This is a genomic window from Streptomyces sp. NPDC057877 (assembly GCF_042796855.1).
Taxonomy (GTDB): domain Bacteria; phylum Actinomycetota; class Actinomycetes; order Streptomycetales; family Streptomycetaceae; genus Streptomyces.
In genome coordinates this window covers 47,082-70,560 of sequence record NZ_JBHVMS010000002.1, presented here as the reverse complement: position 1 = coordinate 70,560, position 23,479 = coordinate 47,082, and the positions used below count along the sequence as shown (strand labels likewise).

The 23,479-nt window shown below is 73.4% G+C and carries 21 protein-coding genes; 10 read left to right on the top strand and 11 right to left on the bottom strand.

Annotation, left to right across the window (positions count from 1 at the left end; all coding sequences use genetic code 11):
• Positions 1 to 2 precede the first annotated feature (2 nt).
• The gene (locus ACFVQG_RS04260) at positions 3 to 557 is read right to left on the bottom strand and encodes a (2Fe-2S)-binding protein (protein ID WP_383376664.1); all 555 of its coding nucleotides are present in this window, start codon (positions 555 to 557) and stop codon (positions 3 to 5) included.
• Entirely contained in the window at positions 557 to 1,447 is an 891-nt protein-coding gene (locus ACFVQG_RS04255) for an FAD binding domain-containing protein (RefSeq protein WP_383376662.1), read from the bottom strand. The genes ACFVQG_RS04260 and ACFVQG_RS04255 overlap by 1 nt, the downstream gene beginning before the upstream one ends.
• A 355-nt stretch (positions 1,448 to 1,802) precedes the next feature.
• Here ACFVQG_RS04255 and ACFVQG_RS04250 point away from each other — a divergent pair, with 355 nt between their 5' ends.
• The gene (locus ACFVQG_RS04250; protein WP_383376660.1) at positions 1,803 to 3,476 is read left to right on the top strand and encodes a PucR family transcriptional regulator; all 1,674 of its coding nucleotides are present in this window, start codon (positions 1,803 to 1,805) and stop codon (positions 3,474 to 3,476) included.
• Between the two features lie 142 nt (positions 3,477 to 3,618).
• A complete protein-coding gene (locus ACFVQG_RS04245) occupies positions 3,619 to 4,377 on the top strand; it encodes a hypothetical protein (protein ID WP_383376658.1) in 759 nt (252 codons plus the stop codon).
• Between the two features lie 57 nt (positions 4,378 to 4,434).
• Here the strand turns inward: ACFVQG_RS04245 and ACFVQG_RS04240 are convergent, their stop codons facing one another.
• Positions 4,435 to 5,166, bottom strand: coding sequence for a GntR family transcriptional regulator (locus ACFVQG_RS04240; protein WP_383376656.1), 732 nt, complete (start codon positions 5,164 to 5,166; stop codon positions 4,435 to 4,437).
• 162 nt (positions 5,167 to 5,328) lie between these two features.
• On the opposite strand from ACFVQG_RS04240, the gene ACFVQG_RS04235 reads away from it, so the two are divergent.
• On the top strand, positions 5,329 to 6,183 hold the full coding sequence (locus ACFVQG_RS04235) for a (2Fe-2S)-binding protein (RefSeq protein WP_383376654.1): 855 nt from the start codon (positions 5,329 to 5,331) through the stop codon (positions 6,181 to 6,183).
• A 303-nt stretch (positions 6,184 to 6,486) separates the two neighbouring features.
• Complete coding sequence (locus ACFVQG_RS04230; RefSeq protein ID WP_383376652.1) at positions 6,487 to 7,539, top strand: DUF2637 domain-containing protein; 1,053 nt, start codon at positions 6,487 to 6,489, stop codon at positions 7,537 to 7,539.
• Positions 7,540 to 7,679: 140 nt separating this feature from the next.
• On the opposite strand, the gene ACFVQG_RS04225 is transcribed toward ACFVQG_RS04230, so the two are convergent.
• The 3 genes from ACFVQG_RS04225 to ACFVQG_RS04215 all read right to left on the bottom strand — a co-directional run bounded on the left by ACFVQG_RS04225 (position 7,680) and on the right by ACFVQG_RS04215 (position 11,443).
• A complete protein-coding gene (locus ACFVQG_RS04225; protein ID WP_383376650.1) occupies positions 7,680 to 8,120 on the bottom strand; it encodes an ATP-binding protein in 441 nt (146 codons plus the stop codon).
• Positions 8,121 to 8,307: 187 nt separating this feature from the next.
• Complete coding sequence (locus ACFVQG_RS04220) at positions 8,308 to 10,050, bottom strand: pyruvate dehydrogenase (protein WP_383376648.1); 1,743 nt, start codon at positions 10,048 to 10,050, stop codon at positions 8,308 to 8,310.
• 79 nt (positions 10,051 to 10,129) lie between these two features.
• A complete protein-coding gene (locus tag ACFVQG_RS04215; protein WP_383376646.1) occupies positions 10,130 to 11,443 on the bottom strand; it encodes a protein phosphatase 2C domain-containing protein in 1,314 nt (437 codons plus the stop codon).
• 304 nt (positions 11,444 to 11,747) lie between these two features.
• Here ACFVQG_RS04215 and ACFVQG_RS04210 point away from each other — a divergent pair, with 304 nt between their 5' ends.
• Positions 11,748 to 12,731 carry a helix-turn-helix domain-containing protein gene (locus ACFVQG_RS04210; RefSeq protein ID WP_383376644.1) on the top strand — a complete coding sequence of 328 codons (984 nt, stop codon included), beginning with the start codon at positions 11,748 to 11,750 and terminating at the stop codon, positions 12,729 to 12,731.
• Between the two features lie 170 nt (positions 12,732 to 12,901).
• Positions 12,902 to 13,384 (top strand): DUF456 domain-containing protein, encoded by a 483-nt coding sequence (locus ACFVQG_RS04205; protein WP_383376642.1) that lies wholly within the window; start codon positions 12,902 to 12,904, stop codon positions 13,382 to 13,384.
• Here the strand turns inward: ACFVQG_RS04205 and ACFVQG_RS04200 are convergent.
• From ACFVQG_RS04200 to ACFVQG_RS04180, 5 genes are all read right to left on the bottom strand, one after another.
• Positions 13,347 to 13,889, bottom strand: a complete 543-nt coding sequence (locus tag ACFVQG_RS04200) for a methylated-DNA--[protein]-cysteine S-methyltransferase (RefSeq protein WP_383376640.1) — start codon at positions 13,887 to 13,889, stop codon at positions 13,347 to 13,349. The genes ACFVQG_RS04205 and ACFVQG_RS04200 overlap by 38 nt on opposite strands.
• A gap of 2 nt (positions 13,890 to 13,891) precedes the next feature.
• Positions 13,892 to 15,289 (bottom strand): DNA-3-methyladenine glycosylase 2 family protein, encoded by a 1,398-nt coding sequence (locus ACFVQG_RS04195; protein WP_383377911.1) that lies wholly within the window; start codon positions 15,287 to 15,289, stop codon positions 13,892 to 13,894.
• A gap of 93 nt (positions 15,290 to 15,382) precedes the next feature.
• Positions 15,383 to 16,483, bottom strand: a complete 1,101-nt coding sequence (gene rsgA / locus ACFVQG_RS04190; RefSeq protein WP_383376638.1) for a ribosome small subunit-dependent GTPase A — start codon at positions 16,481 to 16,483, stop codon at positions 15,383 to 15,385.
• Positions 16,484 to 16,713: 230 nt separating this feature from the next.
• Positions 16,714 to 18,252, bottom strand: a complete 1,539-nt coding sequence (locus ACFVQG_RS04185; RefSeq protein WP_383376636.1) for a cellulose binding domain-containing protein — start codon at positions 18,250 to 18,252, stop codon at positions 16,714 to 16,716.
• Between the two features lie 161 nt (positions 18,253 to 18,413).
• A complete protein-coding gene (locus ACFVQG_RS04180; protein WP_383376634.1) occupies positions 18,414 to 19,736 on the bottom strand; it encodes a radical SAM protein in 1,323 nt (440 codons plus the stop codon).
• A 140-nt stretch (positions 19,737 to 19,876) separates the two neighbouring features.
• Here ACFVQG_RS04180 and ACFVQG_RS04175 point away from each other — a divergent pair, with 140 nt between their 5' ends.
• From ACFVQG_RS04175 to ACFVQG_RS04160, 4 genes are all read left to right on the top strand, one after another.
• Entirely contained in the window at positions 19,877 to 20,401 is a 525-nt protein-coding gene (locus ACFVQG_RS04175) for a TetR/AcrR family transcriptional regulator (RefSeq protein ID WP_383376632.1), read from the top strand.
• Positions 20,402 to 20,478: 77 nt separating this feature from the next.
• Positions 20,479 to 20,784 carry a hypothetical protein gene (locus tag ACFVQG_RS04170; protein WP_383376630.1) on the top strand — a complete coding sequence of 102 codons (306 nt, stop codon included), beginning with the start codon at positions 20,479 to 20,481 and terminating at the stop codon, positions 20,782 to 20,784.
• Between the two features lie 39 nt (positions 20,785 to 20,823).
• Positions 20,824 to 22,077 (top strand): FAD-binding protein, encoded by a 1,254-nt coding sequence (locus tag ACFVQG_RS04165; protein WP_383376628.1) that lies wholly within the window; start codon positions 20,824 to 20,826, stop codon positions 22,075 to 22,077.
• A 74-nt stretch (positions 22,078 to 22,151) separates the two neighbouring features.
• The gene (locus ACFVQG_RS04160; RefSeq protein WP_383376625.1) at positions 22,152 to 23,402 is read left to right on the top strand and encodes an ROK family protein; all 1,251 of its coding nucleotides are present in this window, start codon (positions 22,152 to 22,154) and stop codon (positions 23,400 to 23,402) included.
• Positions 23,403 to 23,479 lie beyond the last annotated feature (77 nt).

The window sequence follows — 23,479 nt, the reverse complement described above, 5'->3', positions numbered from 1 at the left end:
GGTCAGACCGCCTCTCCCTGCCGGGCGGCCGCGAGCCGGACCGCGTCCATGATCTTCTCGTAGCCGGTGCAGCGGCACAGGTTGCCCGACAGCGCCTCACGGATGTCCGCGTCGGTCGGGTTGGGGTTGTGCTCCAGCATCTCGTCGGCGGCGACCAGCAGCCCCGGCGTGCAGAACCCGCACTGCACGGCGCCGGCGTCGATGAAGGCCTGCTGCACCGGCGACAGCTCCTCGCCCTCCCCGGTCTGCGAGTCGGACGGCCCCTCGGCGGACTCACCGCGGACGCCACCGCCGCCGCGGGCCCGCTGCCTGGCGTACTCGGCGAGCCCTTCGACGGTGACGACCTCGCGCCCCTCGACCTGCCCCGCGGCCACCAGGCAGGAGCACACCGGCACCCCGTCGAGCCGGACGGTGCACGAGCCGCACTCCCCCTGCTCACAGGCGTTCTTGGAGCCGGGCAGCCCGAGCCGTTCGCGCAGCACGTACAGCAGGGACTCGCCCTCCCACACGTCGTCGGCTTCCTGCGGACGGCCGTTGACCGTGAAATTGACGCGCATCACGCGACTCCCTCCGTGGCGCGGGCGGTGCCGCGGTACGACTCCCAGGTCCAGGTCAGCGTCCGGCGGGCCATGACGCCCACCGCGTGGCGGCGGTAGCTCGCCGTACCCCGGACGTCGTCGATGGGGTTGCAGGCGGCGGCGCACAGATCGGCGAACTGCTTGGCGACCGAGGGGGTGATGATCTTCCCGTTCTCCCAGAACCCGCCTTCCTCCAGCGCGGCGTTGAGGAACTCCTCGGCGGCGCGGGCACGCACCGGGGTCGGAGCGGCGGACCCGATGCCCGTGCGCACGCTCCGGCTCTGCGGGTGCAGGGCGAGCCCGAACGCGCACACGGCGATGACCATGGCGTTCCTGGTCCCCACCTTCGAGAACTGCTGGGGCCCGTCGGCCTTCTTCACGTGCACGGCGCGAATCAGTTCGTCGGGCTCCAGCGCGTTGCGCTTCACGCCGGTGTAGAAGAGGTCGATCGGGATCATCCGTGAGCCGCGCACCGACTCGACCTCGACCTCGGCTCCGGCGGCGAGGAGCGCCGGGTGGGCGTCCCCGGCCGGGGAGGCGGTGCCGAGGTTGCCGCCGACGCCGCCGCGGTTGCGGATCTGCGGCGAGGCGACGGTGTGCGAGGCGAGGGCGAGCCCGGGCAGCTCACCCCGCAGCCGCTCCATGATCTCGGTGTAGGGAACGGAGGCCCCCAGCCGCACGCTGTCCTCGCCGACCTCCCATTCCCGGAGGTCGCCGATGCGGTTGAGGTCCATCAGGTACTCGGGCCGACGGTGGTCGAAGTTGATCTCGACCATCACGTCGGTGCCACCCGCAATCGGCACAGCGGTGGGGTGCTCGGCCTTCGCGGCGAGCGCCTCCTCCCAACTGGCGGGGCGAAGGAAGTCCATGACCGGCTCTCTTCTTCGTCTCGTGGGGTCATACGGATTGAGCCAATCCGAGTGCGGCGGGGGAGGCTCGTTCATGTGCTGTTCACGCGCAGTGTTGTCAGTACACAGCGCTGTCGTCCGGTCGGGTCAGTCACGGAAACCATGAAGGAGTTGGCTGGCCAGGGCGGGCATCTTGTAGATTCGTATGAACGGAGGCGATCAGTTACCTCCCCGTTTTCCTGTGGAAACGTGAGACACGGCCGACTGACCAGGGAACCCGCCCGCCACCCGGCGAGCAGGGCACCACGGGCCCTCACGACCCCGCCACACCCCCGGACACACCACTGATTTCGAGACAGAGAACGGCGGCGACGAGATGCGGCTGCGCGCACTGCTGGACACCGATGCGCTGGGGCTGCGGCTGCTCGGCGGCGAGGACGAGCTGGACCGCACCGTGCGGGGCGTGATGACGACGGACCTGCGGGACCCGAGCCGCTACCTCTCCGGCGGCGAACTGGTCCTCACGGGCCTGGCCTGGCGCCGGGACGCCGGGGACTCGGAGCCGTTCGTGCGCCTGCTGGCGCAGGCGGGCGTGGCGGCCCTGGCGGCCGGTGAGGCGGAGCTGGGCGACGTCCCGGAGGACCTCGTCGTGGCCTGCGCCCGGCACCGCCTGCCCCTCTTCGCGGTCCATGAGTCGGTGGCCTTCGCGACGATCACCGAGCACGTCGTGCGCCAGGTCTCGGGCGAACGGGCGGGCGACCTGGCGGCCGTGGTCGACCGGCACCGCCGGATGATGACCGCGGGCCCGGCGGGCGGCGGCCCGGACGTCGTCCTGGACCTCCTCGGCTCCGACCTGGACCTGCGCGCCTGGGTCCTGTCCCCCACCGGCCGCCCGATCGCGGGCCCGAAGGTGGGCGGCCCGCAGCTGCCGCCCGAGACCCGCGCGAAGCTCGCCGCGGAACACCTGTCGGCCACCCGCACCGGCCGCCGCGGCCCGCACCGCCTGCTGCTGGAGTCGACCACCTACTCCCTCTTCCCGATCCGCAGCAGCGGCGGCTCGCCGCAGGGCTCCCGGGACGTCCGCGAGACGCTCCTGTCGGACTGGCTGCTGGCGGTCGAGGCGGACGCGGGCGACTGGCCCGAGGAACGCCTCGACCTGCTGTACGGCGTCACCCAGCTGATCGCGGTGGAACGCGACCGCCGCGACGCCGCCCGCACGGTACGGCGCAGGCTCGCCCAGGAGGTCCTGGAGCTGGTCCAGACGGGCGCCGCCCCCGCCGAGATAGCCGCCCGCCTCCGGGTGGCCGCCCCGGTCCTGCTGCCGGGCCTGGGAGCGGCCCCGCACTGGCAGGTGGTCGTGGCCCGGGTGGAATGGCAGGACAGCACCGTCAACGACGGCCAGGCGGCCCAGTCCCTCCTGGAGGAGATCCTCGTGGACCCCCTCGCCACCGGCCCCGAGCCCTCCGACCGCATCGCCGTCGCGCACACCGGTGACGAGGCGATCGCCCTGGTGCCCCTGCCCGCGGTCTCCGCCGAGCACGACGGCTCGGAACACGGCGTCCTCGCCGACACCCTGCTGGCCTCGATCCGCGACCCGCTGGCCTCCGGCCTCGACGACGACGGCCGGGTCACCCTGGGCGTCAGCGCGGCCGTGCACTCGGCGGAGGGGCTGCGCGGCGCGCTGGAGGAGGCCCGGCACGCCCGCCGGGTCGCGGCGGCCCGCACCGGCCGCGTCTGCGCGGCGGGCCACCAGGAGCTGGCCTCGCACGTCCTGCTGCTGCCCTTCGTCCCCGACGACGTGCGCCGGGCCTTCACCGCCCGGCTCCTTGACCCCCTGCGCGACTACGACCGCCGCCACCGCGCCGAGCTGACCCCGACCCTGGAGGCGTTCCTCGACTGCGACGGCTCCTGGACGCGTTGCGCGTCCCGGCTCCACCTGCACGTCAACACGTTGCGTTACCGGGTGGGCCGCATCGAGCAGTTGACGGGCCGTGACCTTTCCCGCCTGGAAGACAAGCTGGACTTCTTGCTCGCCCTGCGCATGAGCTGAAACCTGATCGTCCGGATCTCCCCCCACTTTGTGAATTCTTTCACCCACCCCCTTGGCCGGGTGGCCCGGTAGGTGCTGGAATGCGGCCACCACTCAACAGCTCGATGGCGTGCTCGGGGAGGGCAACGTGGCGCATCCCGCCATGTCTGGTACCGGAACGACCCCTCAAGACGATCCCCTCCAGACCGCGGTATGGCGGCTGCGATCGCGGGCCTGCTGGGCCGACGCGGCGGCGCTGCTCCGCCCGGACACCGCGCGGTCGGCGCTGCAACGGGCCGCGCTGCTCGTCGAGCGCTGCCTGTACACGGAGCAGGGCTGGGAGGACGCCGAGGACGCGCTGCGCACCGCGGAGGCCCTCGCCCATACCGACGACGAGCGCGGCGCCGCGGCCTGCGAACGCGGGCAGCTCGCCTACGCCGCCACGCTGCACGGCGTACGCGACCGCGCCGACGAGGCGCGTGCCGCGCTGGGGCGGGCGGCGGCGCTGATCCCTCCGGGGACGCCGGGCCGCGCGGTCCTGGACTTCCGCCGGGGCCTGATGGCCGAGAACCTCACGGGCGCCCCCCAGGCGGCCCGCGCGGCCTACCGCCGGGCCCACGCGGGCGCGACGGCCCACCCCGACGCGCTCCTGCTCTCCTTCACCTGGCGCCACCTCGCGGGTCTCGCCCTGCGCGACGGCGACCTGGCCGAGGCGCGGCACGGCTTCTCCGAGTCCCTCCGCATCCGCGAGGAACTCGGCTACCTCGTCGGCACGGCCCCCGCCCTGGTCTCGCTCGCCGCGACCGAACCCGAGCCGGAGGCGTCCCGCCTGCGCGAGGAGGCCCGCCGCCTGTTCCGCCTCCTGGGCGGCGTCCCCACGTGGCTCACCAGCCAGCTGAGCCCACCGGCGGCGACGGCGTAGGTCCGGCGGCGCGGGGGTGGGTCGCGCAGATCCGGCGGCCACGGGCCGCCCCAGGCGTCACGCCCCCGCGAAGTGCTCCCCCACCAGTACCCGCACCACATCCATGTCCCGCGCGATCAACGCGTCCAGGAGCGCCGTGTGCTCCGCCGCGTCCGCCAGCAGGGCCACGGGCCCACGCCCCAGGGGCCACTGGGCCCGACGGTGGAGGTCCTCGGCGATGCGGACCAGTTCCTCGTTCCCGGCCAGGCTCAGCACACCCCGGTGAAACGCCCGGTCGGAGTCCGCGTACGTCGCCCGGCACCCCGAGGACGCCGCCCGTACCGTCGCCTCCGCCAGTGGCCGCAGCTCCGCCCACCGCTCCACCGGCACCGACCCCGCCAGCCGCAGCATCACCGGCACCTCGAGCAGCGCCCGCACCTCCGCCAGCTCGGCCAGCTCGCGCTGCCCCCGCCGCACCACCCGGAATCCCCGGTTCGGCACGACCTCGACCGCCCCCTCCAGCGCCAGCTGCTGCATGGCCTCCCGCACCGGCGTGGCCGACACCCCGAACCGCTCCCCCAGCACCGGCGCCGAGTACACCTCCCCCGGCACCAGCTCCCCCGCCACCAGCGCCGCCCGCAGCGCGGCCAGCACCTGCCCCCGCACGGACGCCCGCTGCACCACGGAACGCGGCAGGGGAGCCTCACTGTGGGTGTGCTCCCCCCGCACCCGCTCCTCGGAAACCCCCCGTGCCCGAGCCTGCTCGGGAACCCGCTCCGCACCCACAGAGCCCCGCACTCCCTGCTCCACAGGTCCTCCTCAGGCTCCGGCTTGTCGGCACTTGGGGTCATTAAGGGTGGCTTGTTACTCACCCGTCAAGCACCTTAGGCGCACACCCCCGCAGTTCAAACTCCGACAAGCTTGGGTAAGGTAAGCCTTGCCTCAAGCAGCCGCGTGAATCGGTGGTCAAGCATGCCCGCACCCCAGTCGGCGGTCACGGACGCGTACACCCGCCTCACCGAGGTCCTCCCCGACCTCACCGTCACGGAGCTGCCTCCCGGCACCCCGCCCCCCACCGGCGACGGCTGGGTCAGCGCCGCCGACCTCGCCGCCGCGGGCCCCGCCCTGGACGCGTTCCTCGCCTGGGACGACGCCCAGACGCTGCGCGACTACGACCAGCGGGCCCGCCCCGACGTCATCGCCAGCTTCGGCCTGCACCGCTACCTCTGGCCCGCCTGCCTGCTGATCACGGTCCCGTGGTTCCTGCACCGCAGGGTCCCCCGCTACCCCGTGACGGACGTCTCGTACGACCGCACCACCGGCGGCATGGCCCTCGCCGTCCACCCCACCGCCCACGCCGTCACCCCCTTCGCCTGCCTCCCGGACGACCCCGCCGCCGCCCTCCCGGGCGCCCGAGTGGTCCCGGACGAGGAGGCACTGCGCGCCGAGGTCCGCGAAGCCCTCGCCGAGCACCTCGAACCGCTCCTCGCCGCCTTCGGCCCGCGCATGCGCCGCCGCGGCCGGGCGCTGTGGGGGATGGTGACGGACGACATCGTCGAGGGCCTCTGGTACGTCTCCCAGCTCCTCGGCGAGGAGAAGCGCGGCATGCGCGAACTCGAGGAACTCCTCCCCGGCACCGCGAAGCCGTACGTCGGCACCCCGTCCTTCCGCGAACTGACCGGCCCGGACGGCCAGTCACTGCCCACCCGCGACCGGGCGAGCTGCTGCATGTTCTACACGGTGCTCCCCGAGGACACCTGCGCGACCTGCCCCCGCAACTGCGAGGCCGACCGCGTCGCCAAGCTCCTGGCGGAGACGGCCGCCTGACTCGGTGTCAACAAGCAGCACGCCCCGCGTCCCGTAGGATCACCCGCGAGCGTGACACCCGTACGGTTACAGGCGATTCACAATGTCCTCACGCGCCCCCGGAACTTTCCGTGGAACCACCCGTACGGGTAGTCTTATTCGAACTCAACTCCCGCCCCTCAAGCGGCAGTTCGAGCAGAACGCCGCCCTGGGCTCCCCTCTCCCCCACCTTGGCGGCCTCTTGCCCCGAAACCCCCTGAGGCGCGTTGGGTTTGGGCCACCATGGCGGGCGTTACGCCCTATCCCAGTTGCAAGGGACCCCAGATGAGACTGACCGACATATCGCTGAACTGGCTGCTTCCGGGCGCCGTACTGCTCCTGGGCATGCTGGCGGCGGTGGCGGTGCTCGCGCGCGGCAAGCGCTCCCTCGCCAAGGACGCGAGCGCGGACGACTCGTGGGAGCGTGCGGAGGAGCGCCGCAGACGCAAGGAGGCGCTCTACGGCACCGTCTCCTACATCCTGCTCTTCTGCTGCGCCGCCGTGGCCGCCGCGCTCTCCTTCCACGGCCTGGTCGGCTTCGGCGAGCAGAACCTCGGCCTGACCGACGGCTGGCAGTACCTGGTCCCGTTCGGTCTGGACGGGGCGGCGATGTTCTGCTCCGTGCTCGCGGTGCGCGAGGCCAGCCACGGTGACGCGGCGCTCGGCTCCCGGATACTCGTATGGACGTTCGCGTTCGCCGCGGCCTGGTTCAACTGGGTGCACGCGCCCAGGGGCGCCGGACACGCCGGTGCCCCGCACTTCTTCGCGGGCATGTCCCTGTCGGCGGCCGTCCTCTTCGACCGCGCCCTGAAGCAGACCCGCCGCGCCGCGCTGCGCGAGCAGGGTCTGGTACCGCGCCCGCTGCCGCAGATCCGCATCGTGCGCTGGCTGCGGGCGCCCCGGGAGACCTACCGCGCGTGGTCGCTGATGCTCCTGGAGGGTGTGCGCAGCCTGGACGAGGCGGTCGAGGAGGTGCGCGAGGACAAGCGCCAGAAGGAGGAGGCGCGGCTGCGTCGCCGGGACCAGCAGCGCCTGGAGCGCGCCCAGCTGAAGGCGATCAGCCGGGGCCACCGCGGTTTCGTCGGCCGGGGCGGCGGACGTCAGGTCGAGCTGCCCTCGGTGGAACGCGCCGACCAGGTCTCCGCGGAGCCTGCCATATCCGCGTCGCCGACGCCCGAGCAACTGCCGGTCCGCGCCCGTCCCTCACTCCAGCCCGTGCGCAGGGGCGCCGCTGACCCGGTCAAGGTCGACCTGACCGCGGAGGACGACACGATGGCCCTGCCGCGCCTGGACTCCCTGGAGCGCAAGCTGAAGGACCTCGAGCAGCAGTTCGGCTGACATCCGGAACACCGGAGCTGACCGTCCGGAACACCGGAGCTTAGAGTCCGAAACACCGGAGCTGAGAGTCCGGAACACCGGAACAGGGGGCGGGGAAGCGGCCGTGAGGTCGGCCCCGCCCCTTCGCGCGTACCCGTTCCTCACACCGCCATCTCGAACCACACGACCTTCCCCGCGCCGAGCGCCCGCACCCCCCACGCGTCCGCCAGGGCCTGCACCAGCACCAGCCCCCGCCCGTGCGTACCGTCGCAGCTCTCCCCGGGACCCAGCCGCGGCGGCCGGGCGACGGAGTCCCGCACCTCCACCCGCAGCCCCCGACGCCCCACGGTGGCCGTGAGCACCGCGTCCCCGTCGGTGTGGACCAGCGCGTTGGTGACGAGTTCACTCGTGAGCAGTTCGGCGACCTCGGCCCGCTCGGGCCTCCCCCGGTCCCGCAGCAGTTCCCGCAGCGCCCGCCGGGCCTCGGACACCGCCCGCAGATCGGCCCGCCCCAGCCCGCGGCGCAGCCGCCACTCGTCCCCGTCGGCCCTGACCTCCGCGTCGTCCCCCGCCGTCTGTGCGGAGGAGGCCCCGATCGCCATGGGCCCGCCCCCTGGTACCTGCCTTCTCATGTCCCCCGCCCGCGTGCCGATGTCGGTTCCCCTCCTGCTCGAACACGTTCACGGAATCCATGCCCCGTGCGTACGCCCCCAGTCATGGAGAACCGTCAACGACCAACGCAAGCCAAAACTGGCCGAAATGCAGAGCGCAGCGACCGCCGCCGTGCCCCTAAGGCCGAGGAATGTTCCGCAGATTGGACCGAGCCATCTGCGCCATCCGCCCGACCCCGCCCTCCAGCACCATCTTCGAGGCGGACAACGCGAACCCGGTCACCATCTCCGCGCTGATCCGCGGCGGAATGGACAGCGCGTTGGGATCGGTGACGACATCGATCAGCGCGGGCCCCTTGTGCTTGAAGGCCGCCTTCAGCGCCCCGGCGAGCTGTCTGGGCTTCTCCACCCGCACGCCGTACGCACCGCAGGCCCGGGCGACGGCGGCGAAGTCGGGGTTCTTGTTGGTGGTGCCGTAGGAGGGCAGCCCGGCGACCAGCATCTCCAGCTCGACCATGCCCAGGGAGGAGTTGTCGAACAGCACGACCTTGACCGGCAGGTCGTACTGCACGAGCGTCAGGAAGTCCCCCATCAGCATGGAGAAGCCCCCGTCCCCCGACATCGACACGACCTGCCGCTCCCGGTCGGTGAACTGTGCGCCGATCGCCATCGGCAGCGCGTTGGCCATCGAGCCGTGGGAGAAGGACCCGATGATGCGACGGCGCCCGTTGGGCGAGAGATAGCGGGCGGCCCACACATTGCACATCCCGGTGTCCACGGTGAACACCGCGTCGTCGTCGGCGATCTCGTCGAGCACCGAGGCGACGTACTCGGGATGGATGGGAACGTGCTTCTCCACCTTCCGCGTGTACGCCTTGACGACCCCCTCCAGCGCGTCCGCGTGCCGCTTCAGCATCTTGTCCAGAAAGCGCCGGTTCTCCTTCACCCGCACCCGCGGGATGAGACAGCGCAGCGTCTCCTTCACGTCCCCCCACACGGCGAGGTCGAGTCTCGAGCGACGGCCGAGGTGCTCGGGCCGTACGTCGATCTGCGCGATGGTCACGTCATCGGGCAGGAAGGCGTTGTAGGGGAAGTCGGTCCCCAGCAGGATCAGCAGGTCGCACTCGTGGGTGGCCTCGTACGCGGCGCCGTAGCCGAGCAGCCCACTCATCCCCACGTCGAAGGGGTTGTCGTACTGGATCCACTCCTTCCCCCGCAGCGCGTGTCCCACCGGCGACTTGATCTTCCCCGCGAACTCCATCACCTCGGCGTGCGCGCCCGCCGTGCCGCTGCCGCAGAACAGGGTGACCTTGTTCGCCCGGTCGATCAGTTCCACCAGCCGGTCGATCTCGGCGTCACCGGGGCGGACGGTGGGCCGGGAGGTGACGAGGGCGGTCTCGGCGGCCTTCTCGGGCGCTGTCTGGGCGGCGATGTCACCGGGCAGGGAGACCACGCTGACGCCGCTGCGGCCGACGGCGTTCTGGATGGCGGTCTGCAGCAGCCGGGGCATCTGCCGGGGGTTGGAGATCAGCTCGCTGTAGTGGCTGCACTCGCGGAACAGCTGGTCGGGGTGGGTCTCCTGGAAGTAGCCGAGGCCGATCTCGCTGGAGGGGATGTGCGAGGCGAGGGCGAGCACGGGGGCCATGGAACGGTGGGCGTCGTACAGGCCGTTGATGAGGTGCAGGTTGCCGGGGCCGCAGGAACCGGCGCAGGCGGTGAGCTGGCCGGTGATCTGGGCCTCCGCCCCGGCGGCGAAGGCGGCGGTCTCCTCGTGGCGTACGTGGATCCAGTCGATGGCGGAGTTGCGGCGGATCGCGTCGACGACCGGATTGAGGCTGTCGCCGACGACGCCGTACAGGCGTTTGACTCCGGCGCGGGCGAGGATGTCGACGAACTGCTCCGCGACGTTCTGCTTGGCCATGAACCCATGCACCCCTTAGCACCCGGTCCCGCTGGATCTCCTTGGTCTCGCTGGGTCCATCAATCCACAGTCGCGGCGGTTACGCCTCCCAAACGGCGGCGGCCGTACGGTCGTCGGCGTAACCCTTGACCCTGACCTGGGCGTCGGCGAGGAACTCGGCGACACCGGGCGCCTCGGGCGCCGACCAACGCGCGGTCAGATGGGCGCTGAGGTCCGGTTCGCCGCGCAGCGGCTCGGCCAGGCCCGCGGTGCACATCAGGAGCGTGTCACCCGGCCGGGCGACGGAGGCGCGGAACCGGAAGGGTTCGCGGGGCGGTGCGGGGGCGGGTTCGTACGGGCTCGGGGGCGTCGGTATGCCGAGGTCCATGGTGAGCCGGTCGCCCTCGGGCGTCTCGCTGGGCAGCGAGCCGAAGCCGACGACGGGTTCGCCGGTGACCTCGCCGACCGGCGGCTCGATGTCCTGCCACACGCCGTCCCGCAGCCGGAACAGCCCGCCCGCGCCGACGCCGAAGAAGACGCGGGTACGGCACTCGGGGTCGGCGGGCAGCAGCAGACAGCGCAGGGTGGCGGAGTACTCCTCGGGCCTGAGGCCCTCCTCGACGGCGCCCGCGCGCAGGCGGCCGAGGCTGCGGTCGGTCAGCCGGTGCAGGCCCGACTTCAGATCGCCGCGCCGCCCCGCGCGGATGTCCTCGGCGAGCCGGGTGTGGCTGCGCCCGACAGCCCTGCCGATCCACTGGCAGACCTGGGCCGCCGCCCGGTGCGCGCCGGGCGTGGCGCGGGTGCCGGTCGCCATCGCCACCAGCACCAGCGCCTGGTCACCGGTGCCGAAGCGGGCGGTGAGGAGGGCGTCGCGGCGCGGCTCGCCCCGGTAGCGCGCGGAGTCCCCGCGCATGGACACCGCGCGCAGGGTGCAGGCGCCGTAGCGGGCGCCGTCCAGCACGGTGTCGGCCACCAGTTCGCCGAGGTCGTCGGGGTCGGCGGGCGGCAGCGCGGTGGGCTCGGGTTCGTAGGTGGGCGGGCCGGAGCCGACGTAGGCGACGGGGCGGGGGTCCTCGGCGGCGGGTCGCGGGGCGGGCGGCGGGGGCGCGGGGTCCGGCGGGGGTACGGGGCCGGGGGTGCCGGTGGTGGCGGCGGTGGGGCCCCGGGGCGGGGCGGGCGGTGGCTCCTGCGGGGTGCGCTGCCGGAACAGCCCGGCGCGGCGGGGGGTGCCGCGTGAGTCGGCACGCGGTCCGGGTAACGCTGTCCCGTCGCCCACGGCCCCCGACGCGGACGCGAACCGGTCGTCCACCGTGTCGGGCGCGGCCGTCGGGCCGGTGTCCTCGGTGGAGTCGTCGTACAGCTGCCCCCACCAGTCGTCGGAGTGACCGGTGGGCCTTCCCCCTTGCTGGCTCATGCCCCTAATTGTCCACCGCGGGGGCCGTAGGAAAACGGGTCATCCGGAAATTCGGGCCGCCGGGCGGCTCCACCCCCCACGGGAGAACCGCCCGGCGACATGGGGTGACCCGGGCCCGGCCCCTGCGCACCCACGGCGCGTCACGGGCCCGGGTCACGATCGTGAAGCCCCTGCTGGCACGTGCCGTCCACCCTGGCAGAGCGCCGTACGCTGCCGCGATGATGGTGCGCGGCGGGTTTGCGCCGTGGCCGGTTCCCGCCACGCGCCCCCGCACCTGACCGGGACACGGAAGGGGCAGCGGCTGATGCTGTCGGCGATAGGTCTGCACGGTGCGCACGAGTCGGCGTACCGGACGCTGGTGGCGGTCGGCGCCGCCGACGTGGCCGAGCTGGCGCGGCGGCTGGCGCTCGGCGAGCAGGACACCGAGCGGGCGCTGCGGGAGCTGGAGCGGCATGGCCTCGCGGCCCAGTCCTCGGCGCGCCCCGGGCGCTGGGTGGCGGCCCCGCCCGCGGTGGCGCTGGGCGCGCTGCTCACCCAGCGGCGGCACGAGCTGGAGCAGGCGGAGCTGGCGGCGGCGCTGCTCGCCGAGGAGTACCGGGCGGCGGCGGCCGAACCGGCGGTGCACGACCTGGTCGAGGTGGTGGTCGGCGCTGCGGCGGTCACCCAGCGGTTCCTCCAGTTGCAGCTCGGGGCGGCCCACGAGGTGTGCGCCCTGGTCACCGGGGACCCGGTCGCCGTCACCGGCATGGAGAACGACGCCGAGGAGCAGGCGGCCGGGCGCGGGGTGCGCTACCGGGTGGTCGTGGAGCGGGCGGTGCTGGACCAGCCGCACGGCATCACCGAGCTGACGGCCGCGCTCGGCCGGGACGAGGAGGTCCGGGTCGTCGACCGGGTGCCGACCAAGCTGGTGGTCGCCGACCGTACGACGGCGCTGGTGCCGCTCGGTGCGCCGGTCGCGGAGCCCGCCGCCCTGGTCGTGCACGCGAGCGGGCTGCTCGAGCTGCTGTCGGGCCTGTTCGAGGCGGTGTGGCGGGACGCGCTGCCGCTGCGCGTCGGCGGCTCCGGCGTGACCGAGGAGCGCCCGGACGGCCCCGACGCCCTGGATCTGGAGATCCTCTCCCTGCTGCTGGCCGGGCTGACCGACGCGAGCGCGGCCAAACAGCTCGACCTGGGGCTGCGCACCGTACAGCGCCGGGTGAAGCGCCTGATGGAGCTGACCGGTGCGACGACCCGGCTGCAACTGGGCTGGCACGCGTACGAGCGGGGCTGGGTGGCGCGGACGCGCTGACGTCCGGCCGCCGCGCGTCCCGGTCTCCGTCGGATCCGGCCGTCGGGATCCGGCCGCCGCGGTGCCGGTCTCCGTCGGGATCCGGCCGCCGCGGTCCCTCTCCGTCGGGATCCGGCCGCCGGGGTGCTGCCCGACCTGCGGGCCCCCGGCCGCTCCGGCACCCTGGGCAGATGGGAGTGTGGGAACTCCTGCTGGCCGGGCTGGTCATTCTGTTCGGCCTGTGCGGAGTGCTCGTGCCCGGGGTGCCCGGGTCGTGGCTGGTCTGGGCCGCGGTGATGTGGTGGGCGCTGCAGGATCCGCGAGCGGTGTCCTGGTTCGTGCTCGTCGGCGCCACGGTCGCGCTGCTGCTGTGCCAGGTGGTGCGCTGGTCGCTGCCGCCCCGACGGCTGCGGATGAGCCGGGCCGACCGGCGGCTGGCGGCGTACGCCGGGTGCGGGGCGCTGATCGGCTTCTTCCTGGTCCCGGTGCTGGGCGCGATCCCCGGCTACGTCGGCGGCATCTACCTCGCCGAGCGCCTGCGCCTCGGCCGCCACGGGGAGGCTCGCGCGGCGCTGCGCACGACGATGCGCTCGGGCGGCTGGAGTGTGCTGGCGGAGCTGTTCACCTGCCTGCTGATCATGGGCGCGTGGCTGGGCGCGGTGCTGTGGGGCTGAGGACGCCCTCGATCCCGAGCAGCCGCGTCTTGCGCTCCAGGCCGCCCGCGTACCCGGTCAGGGAGCCGTCCGCGCCGATCACCCGGTGGCAGGGGCGGACGATCAGCAGCGGGTTCGCGCCGATCGCGCCGCCCACGGCCCGTACGGCGGCGCGCGGGGCGCCGATCCGGGCGGCGATCTCGCCATACGTCGTGGTCGCCCCGTAGGGGACGTCGTCGAGGGCGGCCCACACCTTCTCCCGGAACTCGGTGCCCTCGGTGTACAGCGGCAGCCGGAACTCCGTCAGCTCACCCGCGAAGTAGGCGCCGAGCTGCCGCCCGGCCTCGCGGAACGGCCCGGGGTCGTGCCGCCAGCCGTCCTGGACGGTCCGGCCGCCCTTCTGTCCGGGCACGGAGAGCGAGGTCAGCGCGCCGGTCGCCGGGTCGGCGGTGAGCAGGAGCGCGCCGAGGGGACTGTCGACCAGGGCCCACAGGCTGGTCGTAGGACTGCTGCTGCTGACGGTCATGGTCACTCCAACTCCCCTGCGGTCCGCAGGTGTAGTACGGCGTACGTCCGCCAGGGACGCCAGCTGTCGGGTACGTCGGCGCCGGGTGGCGTGACGTCGGGATCGCCGAGGGCGCGGGCACGGATGGCGGCGGCGGTGGCGCCGTCCAGGCCGGGCAGGGCGAGCAGCGCCGCCTGCGCGTCGTCCCGGTCGGCGCCCGGGTCCAGCCGTACGGTGCCGTCGGCGAGGGCGGCGGTGAGCGCGCCCAGGGTGCCGTGCGGCTCGGCCCCGGCGAGGACGGCGGACTCGGGGAACAGGTGGGTGAGGGTGCCGCAGGGCGCGTCGAGCGCCTTGCCGTAGCGCGCCACGAGCCGCTCGGCCTCCGCCCTCCCCACCAGCGCCCGTACCGCCAGCTCCTCCGGGTCGGCGGCGCCCGGTGAGCGCAGCCCGGGGCGGGCGCCGACGAGCGGGGCCAGCCGGGGATCGGCGGCGAGCCGCTCGTCGACGGCGTACGGGTCGGCGTCGAGGTCGAACAGCCGCCGCAGCCGCTGTACGGCGGTCGTCAGGTCACGCGGGTCGGTGAGGTGCAGCCGGGCGTCCAGCCAGCCGCCGGGGTGGGCCCCCGGGGTCGGCCGCCGGTTGCCGGGACGCTCGTCGACGGCGGCGATGCCGGTGCCGTACGGCAGTCGCAGGGTACGGCGGTAGGTGCGGCGCCCGGGTGTACCGCTGACCTCCTCCACACCGGGGACGGCCTCCCGGGCCAGCAGGTCGAAGACGGGCCCGGCCTGGTAGGGCCCGCGGTGGGCGAGCCGCAGCGGGATCCCGGCGGTCGGGGTGGCACGGCGGGCCACGCGCGCAGCGCGGCCGGGGGCGAGGGCGCGCAGGTCGCTCGGGGTGAGGGCGTACACCTCACGGATGGTGTCGTTGAACTGCCGCACACTGGCGAACCCGGACGCGAACGCGACATGGGTGACCGGCAGTTCGGTGGTCTGGAGCAGCGTCCGCGCGGTGTGCGCGCGCTGGGCGCGGGCCAGGGCGACCGGCCCGGCGCCCAGCTCGGCGGTGAGCTGCCGCTGCACCTGCCGGGCGCTGTAGCCGAGCCGCGCGGCGAGCCCGGTGACGCCCTCCCGGTCGACGACTCCGTCACCGATCAGCCGCATCGCCCGGCCCACCACGTCGGCGCGCGCGTTCCACTCGGCCGACCCCGGCACCGCGTCCGGCCGACACCGCCGACAGGCCCGGAAGCCCGAGCCCTGGGCGGCGGCGGCCGTGGCGAAGAACCGTACGTTGTGCCGCCGCGGGGTCACCGCGGGGCAGCTCGGACGGCAGTAGACGCCGGTGGTCGTGACGCCGAAGAAGAACTCGCCGTCAAAGCGGGCGTCCCGGCTGCGCACGGCCTCGTACCTGGTGTCCTCGTCCATCACGAGATCCAGTGTCCGCCAGGTACGGGGCCACGGCTGGCGGAAAACGGACACGGCACTATCCGCCAAGCACGGGTACGGGAACCGGTACCGCTAACGCAGCCGCCCCCTCTTCGCCTCTATCGCCGCGCGGCCCTCCGCGTGCTTGCGCTTCCAGTCCTTGCGGATCTCGGCGCGCATCCGGGCGTCCGTCTTGGCGACGATGCGCTGGTTCTCGCGCAGCAGCTTGCGGTAGCTCTCCAGGCGTCGTACCGGAAGCTCGCCGGAGTCGATGGCGGCGAGCACCGCGCAGCCGGGTTCGGCGTCGTGGGCGCAGTCGTGGAAGCGGCAGTCGCGGGCCAGCTCCTCGATCTCCGAGAAGACCTGCCCGACCCCGCTCCCGGCGTCCCACAGACCCACCCCGCGCAGCCCCGGCGTGTCGATGAGCACCCCGCCGCCCGGCAGGGCGAGGAGGTTGCGGGTGGTGGTGGTGTGCCGCCCCTTGCCGTCGACGTCACGGATGGTCTGCACCTCCATGAGGTCCTCTCCGAGCAGCGCGTTGGCGAGGGTCGACTTGCCCGCGCCGGACTGCCCGAGCAGCACGGACGTCCCGTCGGAGACGAGCGCCACGAGGACGTCGAGCCCTTCCCCGTGCAGCGCGCTGACCGTCAGCACGGGCACGCCGGGCGCGCTGCTCTCCACGTCCTCGACGAGGTACGACAGCGCGGTGGCGTCGGGCACGAGGTCGGCCTTGGTGAGCACGACCACGGGCTGCGCCCCCGACTCCCAGGCGAGCGCGAGGAAGCGTTCGACGCGGGCGAGGTCGAGTTCGACCGCCAGCGACACGGCGACGATCGCGTGATCGACGTTGGCGGCGAGGATCTGCCCCTCGGACCGCTTGGAGGAGGTGGAGCGCACGAAGGCGGTACGGCGCGGCAGATACGTCCGCACATAGCGCGGGTTGCCGCCCTCGGGGTCGACGGCGGCCCAGTCACCGGTGCACAGGACCCGCAGGGGGTCGTGCGGCGTGACGAACGCGGTGTCCGCCCGCAGCACACCGTGCGCGGTGACGACGTCGCACTGCCCGCGGTCCACGCGCAGCACACGCCCGGGCAGCAGCCCCTGCGCGTCGTAGGGGGCGAACTGCTCCGCCCATTCCTCGTCCCAGCCGTAGGGAGCGAGGGCGGAGAAAGCAGAGGTGGAAAGGGAAGTCAACGGGTGACCCTTCACAAGGGTGGCCCCGACACGGGCGCGCACGGAAGCGCGCGGAGGGTGAGAGTGTCAGCCGGTGGCCACGGAGGTGGACTTGATGGGTTCCTGGATGCGGGCAGCGCCCATCGCCATGACAGCCATCGGTCGACACCTCCTCGTTCCTCGTCGCCTTCTTGCGCGGACCCCGTCACCATAGTCGGCGGCCCCACGGCCCCGTCAACCGGTTTTCGCGCTCACGCGTTCACACAACCCCGCCCGTTCAGCTCGAAGTCGTACCCCGGGGAGTTCGTGCCGTCCCAGGAGGCGATGAAGCCGAGGGCGAGGGTGCCGCCCGCGGGGACGGTGCCGTTGTAGTGCGCGGCGGTGGCGGTGACGCGGGTGCCTTCCTGGACGTAGCCCGCGTCCCACATCTGGTTCACCCGCTGGCCGTCCCGGAAGGACCAGGTCAGGCGCCAGTCGTCGAGGGCGTGGGCGGTGGTGACGGTGACGGTGGCCTGGAAGCCGTCGGGCCACTGGCCGGTGAGGTCGTAGTCGACGCGGCAGGCGGCCGTGGTCCCGGCGGTCTCGGGGGCGGGGTGCGCGGCGGGGGGCGTGACCGCGGTGGGCGCGGGTGCGGGCGGGGTGAGGGTCGCGGTGCCCTGGGGTTCGGGGCGGGGGTTCGGGTCCGTCTTCTCGGGGGGCTTGGTGGGCCGCGGGGTCTTCTCCGGCGTCGGCGACGGACCGCGGTCGGTGGTCGCGCCGGGGCGGGCGCTGCCGGGCAGGGAGGGGCGGGGGTCGGCCACCGGGCTGCCGTCGCCGGGATCGGTGGCGGCGTGGTCGCTGGTGCCGCCCGGCATCAGGGACACGGCGAGGGCCAGCGCGGAGACGAGGACGGCGGCGACGAGGAGGCCGTTGCGCAGGACGCGCGCCTTGTGGGCGCCGGAGAGCACCGGTTCCGGCTCCGGGTCGGCGGGCGTGGGGTGCGCGGGGCCGAGCCGGACGTCGGCGGCGCGGCGCCTGCGCTCCAGGTAGGCGAGTCCGCCCCAGCCGATCACCCCGCCGGCGAGAGCGGCGGGCAGTCCGCCGCCGTGCGGTCGCAGGCAGGCGGCGGCCTCGGCGCAGCGGACACAGCGGGCGAGGTGCTGGGAGAGGTCGTCGGGGCCGTCGGGCGCGTCCGCGCCGGGGTCCCGTGTCAGCGCGTCGAGCATCCGGGCGTAGCCGCGGCACTCCGCCGTCATCGGGGAGTCGAGGTGGTTGCGCAGGCAGCGGTCCCGGAACAGGGCGCGCGCCTCGGCGAGTTCGGCGCCGATCCCGGCCGGGTCGAGGCGCAGTCGGCGGGCCACCACGGCCAGCGGCAGCGCCTCCACCTCGGCCAGCCACAGCAGTTCGGCGTCGGCGGGCTGCATGTCGCGCAGGGTGCGCGGCGCGAGCGGGCGGCCGAGGGGCGGGCCGGTGTAGCGGGCGGCCTGCTCCGAGGTGAGCCACAGGCGCAGATCGGGGTCGAGCCGGTGGCCCTGGCCCCGTGCCTCCCAGGCGGCGGCGGTGTCGCGTACGGCGGTCAGCAGCCGGGGAATCCGGGGCAGCCGGGCCACGCGTCGGCCCGCACCCCGCACGGCGTCGGTCGTGGGGGCCGCCGGGCCCTCACGCATACCGTCCGCGAACGCCTCCCGGGCCAGCCGGTTGGCCGCCTCGGAACCGGACGTGCACAGGTCGGCGTAGGACAGGACCGTGTCCCAGCACTCGGAGAACAGCGCTGCCTCGGCGGCGTCCTTGGGAGTCGGCAGGTCGGGCATGGGTCTCCTGCATCCGCATGCGAGGTCAACTCACCGGACAACCGGGGGAGTTGCGGGGAACCTCAGGGGCCGACACCGAGCCTTTCACGGCCCCCGCACAACTGACAAGCCGCCTCTTCAAACCCACCGAACGCCGTTCGGGCACCGGTCACCCGGCCGCCTCAGACCTCCACCGGCTCCTCCCGGGCCGACAGGCTGTCCATGAACGAACTGACGGAGAACACCGCGCGCCCGGGTCCGGGCGGCCCGTAACCGGGGGGCGAGGAGAGGCCGAAGTCGTCCATGGTGGCGCGGTAGGCCTCCAGGAGGCGGATGTGGTACTCCAGCGGCGCGCCCTGGGGGTTGGCCTTGCCGAGGGGGGTCGTGGGCTCCGGGCACCAGGTGGTGAAGCGGGGCGTGATGCCGTGGGACATGAAGAAGCGCAGGCCCTCGGTGGTGGAGGCGATGGCCTCGTCCACGGAGGTGAAGCCGAAGGGTTCGGCCATCTCGACGCCCGCCACGAAGTTGGGGATGACGTTGCGGGGGCCGAAGACCTCCGCGGAGTCGAGGATGCGCTTGTGCCACTCGTCGCGGCCGACGTACCGCTCCTTGCCGGGGCAGTACATCTTGAACAGGTACTCGTCCCACACCTCGTAGTTGGGGTGGTAGATCTGCACGCCGTAGTCCTTGAACCGCTGGACGTCGTCGCGCGGCAGTGCCTGGGCGACGACCTTGCCGATCCAGCGGCCGGGGAAGCGCTCCTCGATGGCCTTGGCGTAGTGGCCGTAGAAGTCGGCCTCGTCGCGGCCCGAGACCGTCTTGGTGATGGCGCCGCCGGTGAGGGTGTAGGCGGTGGAGGCCTTCGCGGTGTCGTAGCGGTCGATGATCTCCAGGGCTTCGAGGACCTCCTCGACGTCCTTGACTCCTGTATACGGTCGACCGGCGGCCTTGTGCTGTCGCCAGTTGTGGTTGATGTCGCAGTACTGGCACTCCTCCTTGGCGCCGAAGTACTGGCAGACCCGGAAGACGGTCAGGTAGATCAGGTAGCCCCACTGGATGGTCGGGGCCACCTCCATCACGGACTTCCCGTTGGAGAGCTTGTGCCGGTAGTACTCCGGCATCGGCGGCACACCGACGTCGGCGATCCGCTTGCCGTCGAGGTAGAGGCCGAGCAGCCCGTCCTCGCCCGCGGCCACCCGGTACGGCGACGCCGGGTTCACCCGCACCGAGACGACGGTGCGCCGCAGGTCGTACGGCCCACCGGTGAGGATGATCTCCTCCGGCGGGCGGCGCAGCGCGGCCTCGCCCAGCTCGGGCAGGGTGCCGTGGTCGAAGGAGAAGATGAAGTACGACTTCGGCTTGACCTCGCCCCCCTCGTTGTCGCTGAGCGCGGACGCGTCGAAGGCGACACCGCCGCGGAGCAGGTCCTCCTTGAAGACCGCTTCCCGCGGCACGTGCGGGAAGCGCTCCATCAGATCCTCGACCAGCGCGGTACGGCTGCCCATCCCGTGTCTCCTCCCTGCGGCGACGTTCGACTCCTCACGGTATGCCCCCGCGTGCCACGACCGTGCAACCGGGTCCGGAAACCGGGGCTGGGCGGCCCTGGACATTGACGATCCTGACGTTTTCTGTCAGCTTTGTCAGTATGAGCAAGCGCGACGCCATCGTGACGGCCGCGGTCGAGGTCTTCGCCCGGCACGGCTTCCGGCAGACCTCGATGGACCTGATCGCCCAGGCCGCCGGGGTCTCCCGGCCCGCGCTCTACCAGTACTTCCGCAACAAGCAGGACGTCTTCACCGCCGTCGCCGAGTACGTCACGGACCAGCTGGTGGAGGCCGCCCACCGGGCCAGCCAGGCCGAGGGCAGCCTCGCCGACCGGGTGTACGGCGTGCTGCTGGTGAAGCTGGACACGGCCACCGGCATCGCCGACGCCCGCCACCGGCGGGAGCTGATCGCCCAGGCCGTGGCGATGGGCGTCGCCCCCGCCGACGACCAGCTGGTCTACGTCCTCGCCCAGCTCCTCGCCGGTACCCCGGAACCGCTGGAGACCGCCTCCGTCCTGCTCGCCTCGGCCGTCGGCATCGGCCAGTCGGAGGGCGGACCCGAGGTGCTCCGGCGCCGACTGCGGCGCCTGGTCGACCTGACCGTCACCGGCCTCTTTGCCCAGTGAAGGACTCGGCGCTCCCACTGAAGGACTCGACGCGCCCACTGAAGGATCTCGACGCGCCCGCTGAAGGGACCCGACGCATGCTCGGTACCGTCCTCCTCGCCTTCGCCTCCGGTTTCTGGGCGGGCAACGGCCTGCCCTACTACGTCGCGGGCAGCACCGGCGACGCCACCGGCCCCCACCCCTTCCGCCCCTCGGCGGCCACGAACGTCGTCACCGGCTGGGCGATGCTCCTGATCGCCGCCGTCTGCTGGCACTTCGCCGACACCGGCGCCCATCCGGGCCCCGGGTACACGGCCGCCGCGGCGGGTGTGCTGGCCGTCGGTCTGGTCCACGCCCGGCTGTGGCGGGCGGACCCTTGGCACCGGCGCCGGTCACGGCAGTGATGTGATGGGCCCCGACGTTTCCCAAGGGAGGGGCCGCGCATGACCGAGACCGTGACCAACTGGGCGGGCAACATCACCTACGCCGCCAAGGAGCTGCACCGCCCGCGCTCCCTGGACGCCCTGCGCTCCCTCGTCGCGGACGGGGCGCGGGTGCGGGTGCTGGGCAGCGGGCACTCCTTCAACGAGATCGCCGACCCGGGCCCCGACGGCGTACTGCTCTCCCTCGACGCGCTGCCGCCCGTGGTCGACGTCGACACGACGGCCCGTACGGTACGGGTCTCGGGCGGCGTCCGGTACGCCGAGCTGGCCCGCCTGGTGCACGCCCGCGGCCTCGCCCTGCCCAACATGGCCTCCCTGCCGCACATCTCCGTCGCCGGATCGGTCGCCACCGGCACCCATGGCTCGGGGGTCGGCAACGGCCCGCTGTCGGCCGCGGTGCGGGCGGTGGAACTGGTCACCGGGGACGGTGCGACGGTGACGGTCGAGCGCGGGCAGGAACGCTTCGGCGGCGCCGTCACCGCCCTCGGCGCGCTCGGCGTGGTCACGGCGCTCACCCTCGACCTGGAGCCCGCCTACGAGGTGGAGCAGCACGTCTTCACCGAACTGCCGCTCGCCGGGCTGGACCAGGCGGCCTTCGAGACGGTGATGTCGGCGGCGTACAGCGTGAGCCTGTTCACCGACTGGCGGGCGCCGGGGTTCCGTCAGGTGTGGCTCAAGCGCCGCACCGACCAGCCGCTGCCCACCTTCCCGTTCGCCGCCCCGGCGACGGAGAAGATGCACCCGGTGCCGGGCATGCCCGCCGTCAACTGCACCGAGCAGTTCGGGGTGCCGGGGCCCTGGCACGAGCGACTGCCGCACTTCCGGGCGGAGTTCACCCCGAGCAGCGGGGCGGAGCTGCAGTCGGAGTACCTGCTGCCGCGCCGGTATGCGGTCGACATGCTGTATGCGATCGACGGGATACGGGATGTCGTCGCCCCCGTACTGCAGACCTGCGAGATCCGCGCGGTCGCCGCCGACGACCAGTGGCTGAGCCCGGCGTACGGACGCGACACCGTCGCGGCGCACTTCACCTGGATCGAGGACACGGCGGCCGTCGTGCCGGTGGTACGGCGGCTGGAGGCGGCCCTGGACGCCTTCGACGCCCGGCCGCACTGGGGGAAGGTCTTCACCACCCCGGCGGCGGTCCTGCGCGAGCGCTACCCCCGGCTCGGCGACTTCCGCGCGCTGGCCGCCGACCTCGACCCGGCCGGGAAGTTCGCCAACGCCTTCGTGCGGGACGTGCTCGGGAGCTGACCCCGCCGAGGGCTTGCCTCACCCCTTTCCCCATCCCTTGTGGAAAGTACCCGGCACCCCCTAGCCTTCCGACCGTGCGCACATCACGGGACATCCGCACGGCGAACCGCTACGGGGTGCTGCGCCAGATCATCGCCTCGTCCCCCACCTCCCGGCAGGAGCTGGCCGCCGCCACCGGACTGAGCCTGGCCACGGTCGCCACGCTCGTCGGTGAGCTGCTCGACCTGGGGATGATCACCGAGGTCGGCTTCGAGGACTCGGCGGGCGGGCGCCCCCGGGGACTGGTCGCCGTCAACGCGGCGGGGGGCGCGTTGATCGGCGTCGACATCGCGGAGACGTACGTCCACGTCGAGTTGTTCGACCTCGCGCTGAACGTGCTGGCCCGCGCCGAGGAGGACGTCCGCACCGGCGGGAACCGCCCGGAGCGGCTCGTCGGCCAGGTCGCCGCCGCCGTCGGCTCGGTGGTCGCGCAGGCCGGGACCGAGGCGGCCCGGGTGCTGGGCGTCGGGGTGAGCATGCCGGGACAGGTGGACCGGGACTCCGGCGTCTCCGAGTACGCGCCGAACTGGGACCACTGGCACGACGTACCGCTGCTCGACCTGCTCGGCGAGCACATCTCCTACCCGCTCCACCTGGACAACCCGCTGCGGGCCTGCGCGGTGGCCGAGCTGTGGTTCGGGGCGGCGCGTGGCCGCCGGGACGCCGTGGTGGTCAACCTCGGCACCGGGGTGGGCGCCGGGCTCGTGCTGGGCGGCGGGGTGCACCGCGGGGTGAGCAACAGCGCGGGCGAGTGGGGACACACCACGCTGGTGCTCGACGGGCGGCCGTGCCACTGCGGCAACCACGGCTGCGTGGAGACGTATGTCGGCGCGCCCGGCATCATGCGCCATCTGGAGGAGCTGAGCCCGGACAGCGCCCTGCTGCGCCCCGGGGACCAGACCGCCACCATCGACGCGCTGGCCCGCGGGGTGACCGCGGGCGATCCGGTCGCCGTGCGGGTGGTGCGGGACACCGCCCGCTATCTCGCCGCCGGGATCGCGGACCTGGTCAACCTGCTCAACCCCGAGGTGGTGGTGCTCAGCAGCTGGGTCGCCGCCACCCTCGGTGAACCGCTGCTCGCCGAGGTGCGTACGGCCGTGGCCCGGCACGCCCTGAGACGGCCGCTGGCCGCCACGGAGATCGTGCTGTCCCCGATCCCCACCGACCCGGTGTGCCTGGGCGCGGCGACGTTCGCGCTGGAGGGCGCGCTCCAGTCGGTCGGCCAGCGGGCCACCGTACGCCGTCAGCCCGCCCCGGCCAGGAGCCGTACCGCGCCGCCCGTCTGACCCCGCGCGGTCGGCATTCCGTACGTCGCACAACATTTCGTACGGGCTTCGTCCAACCCCTTGCCGAAGCATTTGCC